The organism is Burkholderia sp. AU18528 (assembly GCF_002223215.2).
In the GTDB taxonomy this organism is placed as follows: domain Bacteria; phylum Pseudomonadota; class Gammaproteobacteria; order Burkholderiales; family Burkholderiaceae; genus Burkholderia; species Burkholderia semiarida.
This window is the reverse complement of the sequence record NZ_NKFC02000005.1, coordinates 954,243-969,350: the sequence shown is the minus strand read 5'-3', so window position 1 is coordinate 969,350 and position 15,108 is coordinate 954,243. Positions and strand designations below refer to the sequence as shown.

Sequence of the window (15,108 nt, the reverse complement as noted above, 5' to 3'; positions counted from 1 at the left end):
AACCACATGAGCGAGAACAATTTCCTGGTGATCGACGACAACGAGGTGTTCGCGGGCACGCTCGCGCGCGGCCTCGAGCGCCGCGGTTACGCGGTCCAGCAGGCGCACGACAAGGAGGCGGCGCTCAGGCTCGCCGCGGGCGGCAAGTTCCAGTTCATCACCGTCGACCTGCATCTCGGCGAGGATTCGGGGCTGAGCCTGATCGCGCCGCTGTGCGACCTGCAGCCCGATGCGCGGATCCTGGTGCTGACCGGCTACGCAAGCATCGCGACCGCCGTGCAGGCCGTGAAGGAAGGCGCCGACAACTACCTCGCGAAGCCGGCGAACGTCGAGTCGATCCTGGCCGCGCTGCAGACCAACGCGACCGAAGTGCAGGCCGACGAGGCGCTCGAGAATCCGGTCGTGCTGTCGGTGGACCGGCTCGAATGGGAGCACATCCAGCGCGTGCTGGCCGAGAACAACAACAACATTTCGGCGACCGCGCGCGCGCTGAACATGCACCGCCGCACGCTGCAGCGCAAGCTCGCGAAGAAGCCGGTGCGGCAGTAAGCGGGCGCACCAATGAAAACGGGCGACCCCCGAAGGGGCCGCCCGTCTCTCGTCCCGCACTGCGCGCGTTACAGCACGTAGCGCGACAGGTCTTCGTCCTGCGACACTTCGCCGAGCGCGCGATCGACATACTTCGCGTCGATCGTCACGCGCTCGCCCGCATGGTTGCCGGCCGAGAACGACACTTCCTCGAGCAGCTTCTCGATCACCGTGTACAGCCGGCGCGCGCCGATGTTCTCGGTTTTCTCGTTGACCGCGAACGCGATCTCGGCGAGGCGCCGGATGCCGTCGTCGGCGAATTCGAGCTGCACGTCCTCGGTCGCGAGCAGCGCCTGGTACTGTTTGACGAGGCTTGCGTCGGTCGCGACGAGGATCGCTTCGAAATCGTTCACCGACAGCGAATCGAGCTCGACGCGGATCGGGAAGCGGCCTTGCAGTTCGGGAATCAGGTCGCTCGGCTTCGCGAGGTGGAACGCGCCGCTCGCGATGAACAGGATGTGATCGGTCTTCACCATCCCGTACTTCGTGTTGACCGTCGTGCCTTCGACGAGCGGCAGCAGGTCGCGCTGCACGCCCTGGCGCGACACTTCGCCGCCGCTGCCTTCGTTGTTGCGCGACGTGATCTTGTCGATCTCGTCGAGGAACACGATGCCGTTCTGCTCGACGTTCTGCACGGCCTTCGTCTTCACTTCCTCTTCGTTCAGCATCTTCGCCGCTTCCTCGTCGGTCAGCAGCTTCAGTGCTTCCTTGATCTTCACCTTGCGGCGCTGCTTCTTGCCGCTGCCGAGGTTCGAGAACATCGAGCGGATCTGCTCGGTCATCTCTTCCATGCCCGGCGGCGCCATGATGTCCATGCCGACCGACGGCTGCTCGAGGTCGAGCTCGACTTCCTTGTCGTCGAGCTGGCCTTCGCGCAGGCGCTTGCGGAAGGTCTGGCGCGTCGCGTTGTTGTCGTCGTTGGCGTGATCGGCATTGCCGCCGAAACCCACCGCGCGCGGTTGCGGCAGCAGGATGTCGAGGATGCGGTCTTCCGCTTGGTCGGTGGCCTTGCTGCGCACCTTGCGCATTTCGGTCTCGCGCGTCTGCTTGACCGACGTCTCCATGAGGTCGCGCACGATGCTGTCGACGTCGCGGCCGACGTAGCCGACTTCGGTGAACTTGGTGGCCTCGATCTTGATGAACGGCGCATCGGCGAGCTTCGCGAGGCGGCGCGCGATTTCGGTCTTGCCGACGCCCGTCGGCCCGATCATCAGGATGTTCTTCGGCGTGATTTCCGTGCGCAGCGGATCGGCGACCTGCTGGCGGCGCCAGCGGTTGCGCAGCGCGACGGCGACGGCCTTCTTCGCCTTGTTCTGGCCGATGATGTGCTTGTCGAGTTCCGAGACGATCTCGGCAGGGGTCATGGTGCTCATGGGGCGGTCCTTACTCGATCGTTTCGATGATGCGGTTGTGGTTCGTGTAGATGCACATGTCGCCGGCGATCCCGAGCGACTTCTCGACGATCTCGCGCGGTGACAGGTCGGTGTTCTCGACGAGCGCGCGGGCCGCTGCCTGCGCGTACGCGCCGCCCGAGCCGATCGCGCAGATGCCGCCTTCCGGATCGAGCACGTCGCCGTTGCCGGTGATGACGAGCGTGGTGTTCGCATCGGCCGTGATCAGCATCGCCTCGAGGCGGCGCAGCATCCGGTCGGTGCGCCAGTCCTTCGCGAGCTCGACGGCCGCGCGGGTCAGGTTGCCCTGGTGCTTCTCGAGCTTCGCCTCGAAGCGGTCGAGCAGCGAGAACGCATCGGCGGTGCCGCCCGCGAATCCGACCAGTACCTGGTTGTTGTAGATCCGCCGCACTTTCCGCGCGCCACCCTTCATGACGATGTTGCCGAGGGTTACCTGGCCGTCGCCGCCGAGCGCGACCTTGTCGCCGCGCCGGACCGAAACGATGGTCGTGCCGTGAAATTGCTCCATCTGCGTTCCTTGAGAAAAACGGGGAAGAGTCGGGCGGCGCGACGCGCCGCCGCGTGAATCCGCAGTGCGCCAGGGAGCGGCCCGGCGCGCGTCCGTTTCATTTTAGGGCGGGCGCCGGGATATCAAGAGGGGGAGGCAAATCGGTCGGCGCAAGCCCGTTATTGGCGGGAACAGGCTCTGAACCGGTGCCGGAAAACAAAAAGCGCGCGGCAGGCCGCGCGCTTTCGGGAAGCAGCGTGTGTCGGAGCGGAATGCCGCTCGATCAGTCGCCGAACAGCTTCTGGCGCAGCTCGCGGCGCTCCTGCGCCTCGAGCGACAGCGTGGCGGTCGGACGCGCGAGCAGGCGCGGAATGCCGATCGGCTCGCCCGTTTCCTCACACCAGCCGTAATCGCCGGAATCGATGCGGGCGAGCGACTGCTGAACCTTCTTGAGGAGCTTGCGTTCGCGATCGCGCGTGCGCAGCTCGAGCGCGTGCTCTTCCTCGATCGTCGCGCGGTCGGCGGGATCGGGGACGATCACCGTCTCGCGCAGGTTCTCGGTCGTCTGGCCTGCATTCTTGAGGATGTCCGCCTGCAACTGTTCGAGCCGATTTTTGAAGAAGGCGAGCTGATCCTCATTCATGTAATCCTTGTCGCTCATCTTCAGGATTTCGGCTTCGGTCAAGAGTTTCTTCGTCATCTGCTTGCTTCTTCAATGTGCGGCAAATCAACAGATATTGCCTGCACTTTGGGATTACCCGCAACCGCGCTTGCAATCATTTGCGATTTGCCGCCGCGGGGCCGAAAGCCTCTGGAAAACCGGTTCTCAAATACCAGGATAGGCCTGGCGCAGATTTGCGCGCGCTGCGAACCGGTGTGCTGCGCGGCACATCGCATCGGCCGCGGCCGGGAGGCGGATTGGCGATCCGGCGCGGTTGCGATGCCCGGAAAACTGGTTCAGCAAGAACCGGGCCTGTTTGTTGCCGTACTCCAGCGGGCACGTATTGTAACTGAATCGCAAGCGGGCGCCGTATCGGGTCGATCCCCGTCGGCTGCGCCAATATCTAGAAAATATAACGCGCAAATCGCGAAAAAGCGATGACGGCGAAACCCTGCCCGAAAAAGGCGCCGCGCGGCGGCCGCAGCCGCCTCGGCTGGGGGGCGGCGGCGGGCGTGCGTCGGGCGCCCGCGCGGGTCAGGCGAGGCAGGCGTCGAGGCCGTCGGTGATCAGGTCCTGCGGCAGATCGACGCCGATGAACACCATCTTGTTGGTCTTCTTCTCGACCGGCAGCCACTTCGCCGCGAGGTCGCTGCCCATCATCTGGTGCACGCCCTGGAACACGACCTTACGGTCGACGCCCTTCATGTACAGCACGCCCTTGTAGCGCAGCATCCGCTCGCCGTAGATCTGCAGGATGCCGCCGAGGAAGTCTTCCAGCTTGTTCGGATCGAACGGGCGGTCGTTGCGGTACACGAACGACTTGATCTTGTCGTCGTGGTGCGCGTGGTGGTGATGGTGGTGGCCGTGGTCGTGATCGTGCGCGCATTGGCCGTGATCGTGGTCGCAATTCGCGTGATCGTGATCATGGCCGTGATCGTGGTGGTCGTGCGCGTGATCGTCCTCGGCGAGGAAATCGGGATCGATCTCGAGCTTCGCATTCAGGTTGAAGCCGCGCAGGTCGAAGATTTCCTTGATGTCCGCCTCGCCGAAATTCACGACCTTGATCGCGGCCTTCGGGTTCATGTGCATCAGGCGGTGCTTGAGGCCGGCGACGGTCTGATCGTCGACGAGATCCGACTTCGTGATGAACAGGCGGTCGGCGAAACCGACCTGGCGCTGCACCACTTCGTGTTCGTCGAGCTGCGCGTTCGCGTGCTTCGCGTCGACCAGCGTGATGACCGCGTCGAGCAGGAAATCGTCGGCGATCTCGCTGTCGATGAAGAAGGTCTGCGCGACGGGGCCCGGGTTCGCGAGGCCGGTCGTCTCGATCACGATGCGGTCGAAGTCGAGCTTGCCTTCGCGTTTCTTCGCGGCCAGGTCGCCGAGCGCGCGGGCGAGGTCGCCGCGGATCGTGCAGCAGATGCAGCCGTTGCTCATCTGGATGATCTGCTCGTTCGAATCCTGCACGAGGATTTCGTTGTCGATGTTCTCTTCGCCGAACTCGTTCTCGATCACGGCGATCTTCATGCCGTGCTGTTCGTTCAGGATGCGCTTGAGCAGCGTCGTCTTGCCGCTGCCGAGGAAGCCGGTAAGGATGGTGACGGGAGTGGCCATGTCGGTCGCCTGTGGTTCGTGAATCGGGGTCAAAACCAGGATGTGCGTCGCGCCCTCGCGCTGCGAGCCGGGGCGCACAACCATCCATTGAAACATACCTGTCAAGCCCCCGCCCGTCGTCCGGACGACAGGGGCAAGCGTCGGCCCGACAGGCGGGGCCGGCGGACCGGGGTGTCCGCCAAGATCGGGGCGATCAGACGATTTGCAACAGCAGGCCCTTCAGATATTCGCCTTCCGGGAACGCCGCGAGCAGCGGGTGATCGACGCCCGCGCCGAGCCGCTTCAGGATCCGCGCGTCGACCTTCGCGTCGGCCGCGGCGCCCGCGACGATCTTCTGGAACAGGTCCATGTCGATCGCGCCCGAGCACGAGTACGTGAACAGCAGGCCGCCCGGACGCAGCAGCCTGAAGCCGCTCAGGTTGATGTCCTTGTACGCGCGCGCCGAGCGATCGACGCTGTCGCGCGTCGGCGCGAACTTCGGCGGATCGAGCACGATCAGGTCGAAACGCTCGCCTTCGTCGACGAGACGGCGCAGCGTCTTGAACGCATCGGCGTCGAGCCAGGTCGCGCGCGCCGCGTCGAAGCCGTTGGCCACGACGTTCTGCTGCGCGAGCGCGAGCGCGTCGCCCGACGAGTCGATCGAGACGACGCGTTTCGCACCGCCCTTGAGCGCCGCGAGCGAGAAGCCGCCCGTGTAGCAGAAGCAGTTCAGCACGTCGCGGTCGGCCGCGTACTGCGCGACGAGCGCGCGGTTGTCGCGCTGGTCGACGTAGAAGCCCGTCTTGTGGCCGTTCGGCACGTCGACGTGGTAGCGCACGCCGTTTTCGTTCGCGATCAGCGTCGCGGGTGGCGCGTCGCCGGCCAGTACGCCCGTCGTCTGTTCGAGCCCTTCCTTGTCGCGGATCGACACGTCCGAGCGCTCGTACACGTTCGGGCAGCCGGTCGCGCCGGTGAGCGCCGCGACGATCGCGTCCTTCCACGCTTCGACGCCCGCGGCCATGAACTGGCACACGAGCTGGCCGCGCGGCGCGGCGCCGGCTTCGGCGGTGTCCGCGACGTAGTAGTCGACGATCAGCCCCGGCAGCCCGTCGGCTTCGCCGAACACGAGCCGCACCGCGCCCGTGCCCGACACCATCGTCGTGCGGTGCGCGACCGCGCGCTGCACGCGGCGCTTGAAGAACGCGTGATCGATCGGTTCGTGCTCGTCGAAGCTCCACACCCGCACGCGGATCTGCGACTGGGGGCTGTACGCGCCGCGCGCGAGGAAGCGGCCGTCGTGCGCGCGCACGAGCACGGTCGCGCCGGGCGCGGGCTTGCCGTCGACGCGGTCGATCGCATTGGCGTAGATCCACGGATGGCGGCGCAGCAGCGATTTTTCCTTGGACGGCTTGAGGATGACGGTTTGCATGGTGAGATCGAAAGGGGCCGGGCGCGACGCCGGCCGGTGCCGGCCGCCGCGCGCGGCGGGTAACACGGGACGCGCGTCAGTCGCGCTTCTTCGCGCGCGGATGCGCGCTGTCGTAAATCTTCGCGAGATGCTGGAAGTCGAGCGACGTATAGACCTGCGTCGCGGCGACGCTCGCGTGGCCGAGCAGTTCCTGCACCGCGCGCAGGTCGCCGCTCGACTGCAGCACGTGCGTCGCGAACGAATGGCGCAGCACGTGCGGGTGGACGTTGGCGGGGATGCCGGCGGCGAGCGCCGCGCGCTTCACGCGCTCGCGCACCACGCCCGGCGACATCCGGTTGCCGCGCACCGACACGAACAGCGGATGCGGATCGTGCTTCACGAACTCGCCGCGCACCGCGAGCCACGCGTTCAGCGCGTCGATCGCCTTGCGGCCGACCGGCACCTTGCGCTCCTTGTTGCCCTTGCCGCGCACGGTGACTTCGGCCTCGGCGAGATCGAGCCAGCCGGCCGAGCGGTAGCCGTCGGCCTGCGTGTACCGGACGTCGAGCCCGATCAATTCGGCGAGGCGCAGCCCCGACGAATAGAACAGCTCGAGGATCGCGTGATCGCGGATGCCTTCGGTCGTGCCGGCGAGCGGCGCGTCCATCAGCGCGGATGCGTCGTCGACCGACAGCGCCTTCGGCAGGGTTTTCGGGCGCTTCGGCGCGCGTACCGCGGCGACCGGGTTCGCGGGCATCTCGATGCGTTGCGCGAGCCAGCGGTAGAACGCGCGCCAGGCGGACAGCCGGTGCGAGATCGAGCGCGCGGACAGCCCGCCCGCATGCGCGCGCGCGACCGCGCCGCGCATGTCGGCGGCGGTCAATGCTTCGAGCGGCCGGCCGGCGGCAAGCTTCCTCAGTTCGTCGAGCTCGTGCGTGTATGCGCGCAGCGTGTGTTCCGACAGTTGCCTGACGTGCTTCAGGTTCGACAGGTAGGCGGCGATCGGATCGTCGGTCATCGCGTGCGGCGGATCAGTGCGGCAGCAGGCGCGTGAGCGCGGCGCTCGCGAGCGTCGCGATCTGCGCGAGGAAGTCGGTGGCCATCCCGTCGTGGAAGCGGCGCGGATCGGGCGAACCGAGGACCAGCAGGCCGAACGCGGGTGCATCGTTGCCCGCGAGCGGCGCACGCAGCGCGAGCAGCGCGACCGACGCGGCCGAGCCGTCGCCGGCCGGCGCGGCTTCGGCGCCTTCCGCCGCGCTCGCGGCGGCGCGCGCGGGCGCGAGCCACTGGGCGGCCTCGAAGCCCGTGTTCGCGCCGCAGTACGGCGTCGACAGCCCGTTCGTGAACAGGCGCACTTCCTCGCCGACCTGGCGGGCGAAATCGGCTTGCGCGTAGGTGTCGGCCACGTCCCACACGCGCAGCGCCGTTTGCGGCACGTCGAACACGTCGGCGATGCCGTCGGCGATCGTGCGCGGCAGCGCATACGGATCGCGTTCCGCGATCACGCGCGCGGTCCAGCGGCTGAACTTCGCCGACAGGCTGTCGTTCTCGTGGCCGTAGCGCACGAGCTCGGCGAGCCGGCGTTCGAGATGCTTGTTCTTGTCGCGCAGCATTTCCATCTGCCGCTCCTGCAGCGAGATCGCGGCCTTGCCGTGCGGGTTCGCGAGACGGATCGTCGCGAGCAGTTCGGCGTGCTGCGCGAAGAATTCGGGATTGGCGAGCAGGTAGTCGGCGACTTCGCGATCGTTCATGTGGCTGGAGCGTTCAGTTATCAGGGACGTTGCAGGGTCAGGCGTTCAGGTCGATCTCGCCTTCGAACACGGTCGTGGCGGGGCCGGCCATCATCAGCGCGGCGGTTTCGTCGCGCGCGCCGTCCCAGCCGATCGTCAGCGTGCCGCCGTGCGTGTGCACGGTCACGGGCGAATCGAGCAGGCCGCGCCGGATACCGGCCGCGACCGCCGCGCACGCGCCGGTGCCGCACGCGAGCGTCTCGCCCGCGCCACGTTCGTACACGCGCAGCTTCACCTCGTGGCGCGACACGATCTGCATGAAGCCGGCGTTCACGCGCTGCGGGAAGCGCGCATGGCGCTCGATCAGCGGGCCTTCTTCCAGCACCGGATACGCTTCGACGTCGGCGACGACCTGCACCGCGTGCGGATTGCCCATCGACACCGTCGAGATCCAGCGCGTCGCGCCGCCGACGTCGAGCGGCCACAGCGTGTCGTTGCCTTCCTTGCGGCCGTCGAGGCCCGACGCCTCGAACGGCACTTGCGCGGGCGCGAACACGGGCGCGCCCATGTCGACGACGACTTCGCCGTTCTCCTGCAGCGTCAGCGTGATCAGGCCCTTCATGACCTGCACGCGCACGCTGCGCTTGTCGGTCAGGCCGCGGTCGCTGACGAACTTCACGAAGCAGCGTGCGCCGTTGCCGCAGTGCTCGACCTCGCCGCCGTCGCAATTGAAGATCCGGTACTTGAAATCCGCGCCGTCGACGGTCGGTTTCTCGACGAGCAGCAACTGATCGGCGCCGATACCGAAGTGGCGGTTGGCGAGCGCGCGCACCTGCGCTTCGGTGAGCGGCGGCAGCGCGCGCGAATAGCCGTCGAGCACGACGAAGTCGTTGCCCGCGCCGTGCATCTTGGTGAACGAGAGTTTCACTGGGTCCGGAATTCCATGGCGAACAAGGCGGTCGGCACGACACGGACGGCCGGCTGCCATGCCGGGCGGCCTCGTTCGTCGTGCCGATCTCAACCGCAAATGATACATGCAGCCGACAGGGGCGTCCTGCGCCGGGCGGGCCGGCGTCCGTTGTGCGGGGGGCGAGGGCCTTGTCTGCCGATCGCGCCGACTGGTCGCGCGGATGATGAGCGGGCGGATTGACAGGGGGCGGCGTGGCGGGCTCGGCTGTGGCCGGTACGCGATGTGTATTTCGTACCCGTCAAATTGATGTCCCAATCCGGTGATTCGTATAGTGCGGCTATGCGCTGCCGGCGTTTCCGGCATCGCGCCTCGTCACTGAATTGATCCAACACCATGACCCGCATCTTCAATCCGCCCCATCCGGGCGAAACGCTGCGCGACGACGTGCTGCCGGCGCTCGGCCTGACCGTCACCGAGGCCGCGTCGCAACTCGGCGTGACGCGTGCCGCACTGTCGCGGATCCTGCACGGCCATGCCGGCATCTCGCCGGAAATGGCGTTGCGCCTCGAAGCGTGGCTCGGCGAGGAAAACGGGGGAAGGGCCGATCTGTGGCTCGCGCAGCAGTCGGCCTACGATCTCTGGCGCGCGCGCGCCAAGGGCGCGCCGAAGGTGGCGAGGGCGCGGGCACGCGCATGACGGCGCGCCCGCGAACGTCTCGCGGCAGGGTCAGTACAGGCTCGGCTCGCCGGGCGGGCGCGTCTTGAAGCGCTTGTGCACCCAGTAGTACTGCTCGGGCATCAGCGGAATCTGTTCCTCGAGGAATGCGTTCATCCGCCGCGCGTCGAGATCGTCGTCGCCGGTCGGGTAGTGATCCCACGGCTTGAACACCTTCAGACGGTAGCCCTTGTAGTTCGGCAACACCTCGCCGATGAACGGCACGACCTGCGCACGGCCCGTCTTCGCGAGCCGGCCGACGGCCGTCAGCGTGCACGCCGGCACGCCGAAGAACGGGACGAACGTCGAGTTGCGCAGCCCGTAGTCCATGTCGGCGCCGAGCATCACCGGCTTGCGGTCGCGCAGCCAGCGCAGCACGACGCGCGCGCTGTCCGCGCGGCCGACCATCTCGGCGTCGAAGCGCCCGCGCGCCTTCTTCGCCTCCTCCTCGAGCACCGCGTTCGAGAACGGCTGGTACAGCGATCCGCAGCGGCGGTGCAGCGACCGGTTCAGCCAGATCGAACCGGCTTCGATGCCGACGAAGTGCAGGCCGAGGAACAGCGTCGGCGGCAGGTCCGGATCGGTGAGATCGACCGCGCTGTCGACCTGGATCAGCTTCGCGAGCTTCTTCTCCGAGCCGAACCACTGCACGCTGCGCTCGACGTAGCTGCGGATCGCATGGCGGAAATGCCGGCCCGCCACGTCCTCGCGCCGCTCGTCGCTCCAGTCGGGGAAGCAGAGTTTCAGATTCGTATGTACGATGCGCTTTCGCCGGCTGGGGATCTGATACAGCAGCCAGCCGAGGCCATCGCCGAACCGTGCGGTCAGACCGTACGGCAGTAGCGCGAGCAGCTTCAGCAAGCCGATGGCGAGGTGCGTGCCGAGGCGGCCTAGCATGCGGAATCTCCGTGGGGCCGGCTGGCCGGCACGTTGCGAACAGGGTGGTAAGACAGCGGAAGATGCAGCACGGGCGGCGCTCTGTGACAATTCAGGAAAGCCGCTATAATACGGGCTTCGCCGAGTTAACTGACAACTTGCGGGGCGAAGCCGGCTGGCGCGACACACGCTGCCCGGTCCTGGTAATCCGCTAAAGCGTCGCCGCTTCAGGCCCAACGAAGCTGGCTACGTGAAACCAACCGTAACCACACAGGAGCCTGAAAAAGTGGCAAACGATTATCTCTTCACGTCCGAATCCGTCTCCGAAGGCCATCCGGACAAAGTCGCGGACCAAATCTCGGACGCGATTCTCGACGCCATCCTCGAGCAGGACAAATACTCCCGCGTCGCGGCGGAAACGCTGTGCAACACCGGTCTCGTCGTGCTGGCCGGTGAAATCACCACGACGGCGAACATCGATTACATCCAGATCGCGCGCGATACGATCAAGCGCATCGGCTACGACAACACCGACTACGGTATCGACTACAAGGGTTGCGCGGTGCTCGTCGCATACGACAAGCAATCGCCGGACATCGCGCAGGGCGTCGATCGTGCACACGACGACAACCTCGATCAAGGCGCGGGCGACCAGGGCCTGATGTTCGGCTATGCGTGCGACGAAACGCCGGAACTGATGCCGCTGCCGATCTACCTGTCGCACCGCCTCGTCGAGCGCCAGGCCAGCCTGCGCCGCGACGGCCGCCTGCAATGGCTGCGTCCGGACGCGAAGTCGCAGGTCACCGTCCGCTACGTCGACGGCAAGCCCGATTCGATCGACACCGTCGTGCTGTCCACGCAGCACGCACCGGACATCGAACTGCCCGCGCTGCGCGAAGCGGTGATCGAGGAAATCATCAAGCCGACGCTGCCGGCCGAACTGATCAAGGGCGACATCAAGTTCCTCGTGAACCCGACCGGCCGGTTCGTGATCGGCGGCCCGCAGGGCGATTGCGGGCTGACGGGCCGCAAGATCATCGTCGACACCTACGGCGGTGCCGCACCGCACGGCGGCGGCGCGTTCTCGGGCAAGGATCCGTCGAAGGTCGACCGTTCGGCCGCGTATGCGGGCCGCTACGTCGCGAAGAACATCGTCGCCGCGGGCCTCGCGTCGCGCGCGCTGATCCAGGTGTCGTACGCGATCGGCGTGGCCGAGCCGACCTCGGTGATGGTCAACACGTTCGGCACGGGCCGCGTGTCGGATGCGGTGATCACGAAGCTCGTGCGCGAGCATTTCGACCTGCGTCCGAAGGGCATCATCAAGATGCTCGACCTGCTGCGCCCGATCTACGAGAAGACCGCGGCTTACGGTCACTTCGGCCGCGAAGAGCCGGAGTTCTCGTGGGAAGCGACCGACAAGGCGCTCGCGCTGGCCGAAGCGGCCGGCGTGGAGCCGACCGCACGCGTCGCGTGAACGTCGCTCGCCTGAAATGAAAAACCCCGGCCAAGCCGGGGTTTTTTTATGGGTTCGATCGCCGAAGCAATGGCGGCCGATCGGGGCGGACGACGCCCGCCGGGTACATTCTCAGCGCGCGCCGAACCCGAACCAGCCGTTGCTGGCCGCGAGGCGACGCGGGCGGTTGATGCGGCGCTGCGGGCCGAGCTTGCGGCGCAGCGCGAGCGCGCGCAGCGACGACGGCTTCTGCAGCAGCGAGCGCAGGCCGGCGCGGCGCGCGAACGCCTGCGTGCTCATCATCGAGAAAAACGCGTGAAACCACGCACGGATGCCGTCCAGCCGGCTGTGCGGGTGCGTACGTTCGGCCAGCGCCTGCGTGCGTGCGCGGTGGTGGCGCAGCGGGCGGGCGGGAGCGGACGGCACGACGCGCTTCGCGGCGCGGTTGAAACGGGAAGTCAGACGGAATGGCATGTGAACGATGCTTCGCTTGTATGGATGGCGCCCTGCAGAGCGCACTGGTATGAACGGCCTCGGATGACGCAACGGATCTTACCGAAACCCGTTGCGCGCCGCGCCCGCCAGAATTGACAGGCCGCGTCAGGCTACAGGGGATTCGTGACGGGCAAAAGTCGCGATAAACCCTTGTGCCGCAACGCGTGTGCCGCATACCGCCTGTCGCTCAGGCAGGTGCCGCGCCGCACAGTTCCCTTGCGCTGGATCAAATCCGCGATTGGCATGCCCCTGCGCACGACAATGGCGCTGTTCGCGGTATCCGGCGCCGATTTACAATCGTCACATTCACACAATAAACGTCTGGCATCCCATGTCGTCTCCATTGCAGTCGGAATCGATCCGCGCGCAAGTCGCGGAATTGCGCGAGCGCGGCTTCGTCGTCGCGCGCGGCCTCGTCGGCGAAGCGCAGTGCGCGACGCTCAGGCAGATCGCGGAGCGCCAGTTGCGGGAGGCCGCCGAGCCGATCGAATTCGAGGCCGACCTGCGCTACCCGGGCGCGCCCGAATCGAAGCATGCGCCCGGCGGGCATACGGTGCGGCGCCTGCTCGATGCGTACGCGCGCGATCCGGCATTCGCCGAGCGTGCGATCGCGCCCGAAATCGGCGCGTGGATGCGCGAGTATTTCGGTGAGCAACCCGTGCTGTCGCGCGCGCATCACAACTGCATGATGACGAAGCACCCGGCGTACGGCAGCCTGACCGGCTGGCATCGCGATTTCCGCTACTGGGCGTTCGAGCGCCCGGACATGGTGTCGGTGTGGCTCGCGCTCGGGCCGGAAACCAACGAGAACGGCGCGCTGTGGCTGGTGCCCGGCTCGCATACGGCCGAATTCGGGCCGGAAGCGTTCGATGACGCGAAGTTCTTCCGCGGCGATCTGCCGGAAAATCGCAGGATGATCGACGCGGCCACGTGCCCGTCGCTGCAGACGGGCGACGTCGTGTTCTTCCACTGCAACACGCTGCATTCGGCCGGGCAGAACCGTTCCGACCAGGTGAAGTTCTCGCTCGTGTACACGTACCACGGTGCAAGCAACCGGCCGGTGCCCGGCACGCGCTCGGCGTCGAAGCCGGAAGTGCAGTTCTAGGCGCGGATCTGGCGGCCGGTGAAGCCGCCGCGGCCACGCGATGCGGCGCATCGCGGGCGGATGAAACGACGGGCGGCCTGGCCGCCCGTTTCGTTTGGCGCGGCCCCCGCGCGTGACGCGAGCCGCGGATGCGTCGCGATCAGCGCTTGCCGCCCGGCATCGCGAGGCCGATCAGGCCGATGAACGACGCGACGGCGCCGCCGACGATCAGCAGGATCGTCTTCGTCGCGGGCGAGCCGGTGAAGAAGCGCGACACGTTGTCGTTGATCGAATGGAACGACTGGCCGCCGAAATACAGCAGCACGATGCCGCCGACGAGCAGTGCAACCGAGATGACCCGGGACATACCAACCTCGCTGAAACGGTGATTCGAGACGCCGCAGTGTAGGCGAGCGCCGCGGTCGCGTCCATCGCCGTGCCGCCGTGCGCGATTCGGCCGCTTTCGCTACCATAGTCGTCGTATGACTCCTTCGCCGCCGTCGCGCCATCGGCGCGGCCGGCGCGCGTCCCTTCCCCCGATGTCCTGACGGAACAGACTCATGGCCTACGAAGCAGCTTCCGAACGTTATGCCGACATGCAATACCGTACCTGCGGCAAATCCGGGCTCAAACTGCCCGCCCTGTCGCTCGGCCTGTGGCACAACTTCGGCGATTCGACGCCGATCTCGACGCAGCGTGAGATCCTGCGCACCGCGTTCGATCTCGGCATCAACCATTTCGACCTCGCGAACAACTACGGGCCGCCGTACGGCAGCGCCGAAACCAACTTCGGCCGGCTGCTGAAGGAGGATTTCCGGCCGTATCGCGACGAGCTGCTGATCTCGACGAAAGCCGGCTGGGACATGTGGCCGGGCCCGTACGGCAGCGGCGGCGGCTCGCGCAAGTACGTGCTCGCGAGCCTCGATCAGAGTCTGCAGCGGATGGGGCTCGACTACGTCGACATCTTCTATTCGCACCGTTTCGACGCGCATACGCCGCTCGAGGAAACGGCGGGCGCGCTGGCCTCGGCCGTGCAGCAGGGCAAGGCGCTCTACATCGGCATCTCGTCGTACTCGGCCGCGAAGACGCGCGAGATGGCCGACCTGCTCGCGCAGTACAAGGTGCCGCTGCTGATTCACCAGCCGTCGTACAACCTGCTGAACCGCTGGATCGAGCGCGACCTGCTCGGCACGCTCGACGACGTCGGCGCGGGCAGCATCGCGTTCACGCCGCTCGCGCAGGGCTTGCTCACGTCGAAGTATCTGAACGGCGTGCCGGCCGACGCGCGCGTGAACAAGCCGGGCGGCGGCTCGCTGAAGCAGGAGCACCTGAGCGCGGACAACCTCGAGCATGTACGCAAGCTCAACGCAATCGCCGAACGGCGCGGGCAGAGCCTCGCGCAGATGGCGCTGGCGTGGGTGCTGCGTGACGGCCGCGTGACGTCCGCGCTGATCGGCGCGAGCCGGGCGGAGCAGGTGCGCGAGAACTTCGGTGCGTTGAAGAACCTCGAATTCTCGGCGGAGGAGCTCGCGGAGATCGATCGCTACGCGACGGAAGGCGGCATCAATCTGTGGGAAAAGCCGTCCACCGATCAGGCGATCTGACCGGAACTCGATACGGCATGCGAAACATCGCGCGCCGTATCGTCGACGCGCAGGCAGTGCGTCACCTCGCTGCCGTGCAGCGAGGTGTGTCGC

Annotated in this window: 16 protein-coding genes; 5 read left to right on the top strand and 11 right to left on the bottom strand. The window is 66.8% G+C overall.

The genetic code is table 11. From position 1 onward, the window contains the following. Positions 1-6: 6 nt before the first annotated feature. Positions 7-549 (top strand): response regulator transcription factor, encoded by a 543-nt coding sequence (locus CFB52_RS16240; RefSeq protein ID WP_021156278.1) that lies wholly within the window; start codon positions 7-9, stop codon positions 547-549. A 68-nt stretch (positions 550-617) separates the two neighbouring features. Here the strand turns inward: CFB52_RS16240 and hslU are convergent, their stop codons facing one another. The 8 genes from hslU to dapF form a co-directional block, all read right to left on the bottom strand. Next, positions 618-1,961 carry an ATP-dependent protease ATPase subunit HslU gene (hslU, locus tag CFB52_RS16235; protein ID WP_059584000.1) on the bottom strand — a complete coding sequence of 448 codons (1,344 nt, stop codon included), beginning with the start codon at positions 1,959-1,961 and terminating at the stop codon, positions 618-620. A gap of 10 nt (positions 1,962-1,971) precedes the next feature. After that, the gene (gene hslV / locus CFB52_RS16230; protein WP_099316911.1) at positions 1,972-2,508 is read right to left on the bottom strand and encodes an ATP-dependent protease subunit HslV; all 537 of its coding nucleotides are present in this window, start codon (positions 2,506-2,508) and stop codon (positions 1,972-1,974) included. A 262-nt stretch (positions 2,509-2,770) separates the two neighbouring features. Further along, a complete protein-coding gene (dksA, locus tag CFB52_RS16225) occupies positions 2,771-3,187 on the bottom strand; it encodes an RNA polymerase-binding protein DksA (RefSeq protein ID WP_006477498.1) in 417 nt (138 codons plus the stop codon). A gap of 495 nt (positions 3,188-3,682) precedes the next feature. Next, positions 3,683-4,858, bottom strand: a complete 1,176-nt coding sequence (locus CFB52_RS16215; RefSeq protein ID WP_175877719.1) for a GTP-binding protein — start codon at positions 4,856-4,858, stop codon at positions 3,683-3,685. Positions 4,859-4,955: 97 nt separating this feature from the next. Next, positions 4,956-6,170 carry a class I SAM-dependent rRNA methyltransferase gene (locus tag CFB52_RS16210; protein WP_099316910.1) on the bottom strand — a complete coding sequence of 405 codons (1,215 nt, stop codon included), beginning with the start codon at positions 6,168-6,170 and terminating at the stop codon, positions 4,956-4,958. Between the two features lie 76 nt (positions 6,171-6,246). After that, positions 6,247-7,167, bottom strand: coding sequence for a tyrosine recombinase XerC (gene xerC / locus CFB52_RS16205; protein WP_059642549.1), 921 nt, complete (start codon positions 7,165-7,167; stop codon positions 6,247-6,249). 13 nt (positions 7,168-7,180) lie between these two features. Then, positions 7,181-7,900 carry a DUF484 family protein gene (locus tag CFB52_RS16200; protein WP_059583995.1) on the bottom strand — a complete coding sequence of 240 codons (720 nt, stop codon included), beginning with the start codon at positions 7,898-7,900 and terminating at the stop codon, positions 7,181-7,183. Between the two features lie 37 nt (positions 7,901-7,937). Further along, on the bottom strand, positions 7,938-8,807 hold the full coding sequence (gene dapF / locus CFB52_RS16195) for a diaminopimelate epimerase (RefSeq protein WP_059583993.1): 870 nt from the start codon (positions 8,805-8,807) through the stop codon (positions 7,938-7,940). Positions 8,808-9,182: 375 nt separating this feature from the next. Between dapF and CFB52_RS16185 the strand changes: the two genes are divergently transcribed. Next, the gene (locus tag CFB52_RS16185; RefSeq protein WP_059583991.1) at positions 9,183-9,485 is read left to right on the top strand and encodes a HigA family addiction module antitoxin; all 303 of its coding nucleotides are present in this window, start codon (positions 9,183-9,185) and stop codon (positions 9,483-9,485) included. Positions 9,486-9,515: 30 nt separating this feature from the next. Here the strand turns inward: CFB52_RS16185 and lpxL are convergent, their stop codons facing one another. Then, positions 9,516-10,400: a lauroyl acyltransferase LpxL gene (lpxL, locus tag CFB52_RS16180; protein ID WP_059583990.1), complete on the bottom strand. Its 885-nt coding sequence runs from the start codon at positions 10,398-10,400 to the stop codon at positions 9,516-9,518. Between the two features lie 265 nt (positions 10,401-10,665). Here lpxL and metK point away from each other — a divergent pair, with 265 nt between their 5' ends. Next, on the top strand, positions 10,666-11,853 hold the full coding sequence (gene metK, locus CFB52_RS16175) for a methionine adenosyltransferase (protein ID WP_011546455.1): 1,188 nt from the start codon (positions 10,666-10,668) through the stop codon (positions 11,851-11,853). 111 nt (positions 11,854-11,964) lie between these two features. On the opposite strand, the gene CFB52_RS16170 is transcribed toward metK, so the two are convergent. Further along, complete coding sequence (locus CFB52_RS16170; protein WP_059583988.1) at positions 11,965-12,306, bottom strand: hypothetical protein; 342 nt, start codon at positions 12,304-12,306, stop codon at positions 11,965-11,967. 352 nt (positions 12,307-12,658) lie between these two features. Between CFB52_RS16170 and CFB52_RS16165 the strand changes: the two genes are divergently transcribed. Further along, on the top strand, positions 12,659-13,432 hold the full coding sequence (locus CFB52_RS16165) for a phytanoyl-CoA dioxygenase family protein (protein ID WP_059583986.1): 774 nt from the start codon (positions 12,659-12,661) through the stop codon (positions 13,430-13,432). A 139-nt stretch (positions 13,433-13,571) separates the two neighbouring features. Here CFB52_RS16165 and CFB52_RS16160 read toward each other — a convergent pair whose 3' ends face one another. Continuing rightward, complete coding sequence (locus CFB52_RS16160) at positions 13,572-13,778, bottom strand: DUF3185 family protein (RefSeq protein ID WP_059583985.1); 207 nt, start codon at positions 13,776-13,778, stop codon at positions 13,572-13,574. Between the two features lie 193 nt (positions 13,779-13,971). Between CFB52_RS16160 and mgrA the strand changes: the two genes are divergently transcribed. Continuing rightward, complete coding sequence (gene mgrA, locus CFB52_RS16155) at positions 13,972-15,015, top strand: L-glyceraldehyde 3-phosphate reductase (RefSeq protein ID WP_059583983.1); 1,044 nt, start codon at positions 13,972-13,974, stop codon at positions 15,013-15,015. Positions 15,016-15,108 lie beyond the last annotated feature (93 nt).

Excerpts from the sequence above, each read along its gene's own strand:
- CFB52_RS16160 (WP_059583985.1), bottom strand. The coding sequence starts at position 13,778 with ATGTCCCGGGTCATCTCGGTTGCACTGCTCGTCGGCGGCATCGTGCTG.
- CFB52_RS16200 (WP_059583995.1), bottom strand. The coding sequence starts at position 7,900 with ATGAACGATCGCGAAGTCGCCGACTACCTGCTCGCCAATCCCGAATTC.
- hslU (WP_059584000.1), bottom strand. The coding sequence starts at position 1,961 with ATGAGCACCATGACCCCTGCCGAGATCGTCTCGGAACTCGACAAGCAC.
- CFB52_RS16170 (WP_059583988.1), bottom strand. The coding sequence starts at position 12,306 with ATGCCATTCCGTCTGACTTCCCGTTTCAACCGCGCCGCGAAGCGCGTC.
- CFB52_RS16240 (WP_021156278.1), top strand. The coding sequence starts at position 7 with ATGAGCGAGAACAATTTCCTGGTGATCGACGACAACGAGGTGTTCGCG.
- xerC (WP_059642549.1), bottom strand. The coding sequence starts at position 7,167 with ATGACCGACGATCCGATCGCCGCCTACCTGTCGAACCTGAAGCACGTC.
- CFB52_RS16185 (WP_059583991.1), top strand. The coding sequence starts at position 9,183 with ATGACCCGCATCTTCAATCCGCCCCATCCGGGCGAAACGCTGCGCGAC.
- CFB52_RS16165 (WP_059583986.1), top strand. The coding sequence starts at position 12,659 with ATGTCGTCTCCATTGCAGTCGGAATCGATCCGCGCGCAAGTCGCGGAA.
- hslV (WP_099316911.1), bottom strand. The coding sequence starts at position 2,508 with ATGGAGCAATTTCACGGCACGACCATCGTTTCGGTCCGGCGCGGCGAC.
- dksA (WP_006477498.1), bottom strand. The coding sequence starts at position 3,187 with ATGACGAAGAAACTCTTGACCGAAGCCGAAATCCTGAAGATGAGCGAC.
- CFB52_RS16215 (WP_175877719.1), bottom strand. The coding sequence starts at position 4,858 with ATGTTTCAATGGATGGTTGTGCGCCCCGGCTCGCAGCGCGAGGGCGCG.
- CFB52_RS16210 (WP_099316910.1), bottom strand. The coding sequence starts at position 6,170 with ATGCAAACCGTCATCCTCAAGCCGTCCAAGGAAAAATCGCTGCTGCGC.
- mgrA (WP_059583983.1), top strand. The coding sequence starts at position 13,972 with ATGGCCTACGAAGCAGCTTCCGAACGTTATGCCGACATGCAATACCGT.
- lpxL (WP_059583990.1), bottom strand. The coding sequence starts at position 10,400 with ATGCTAGGCCGCCTCGGCACGCACCTCGCCATCGGCTTGCTGAAGCTG.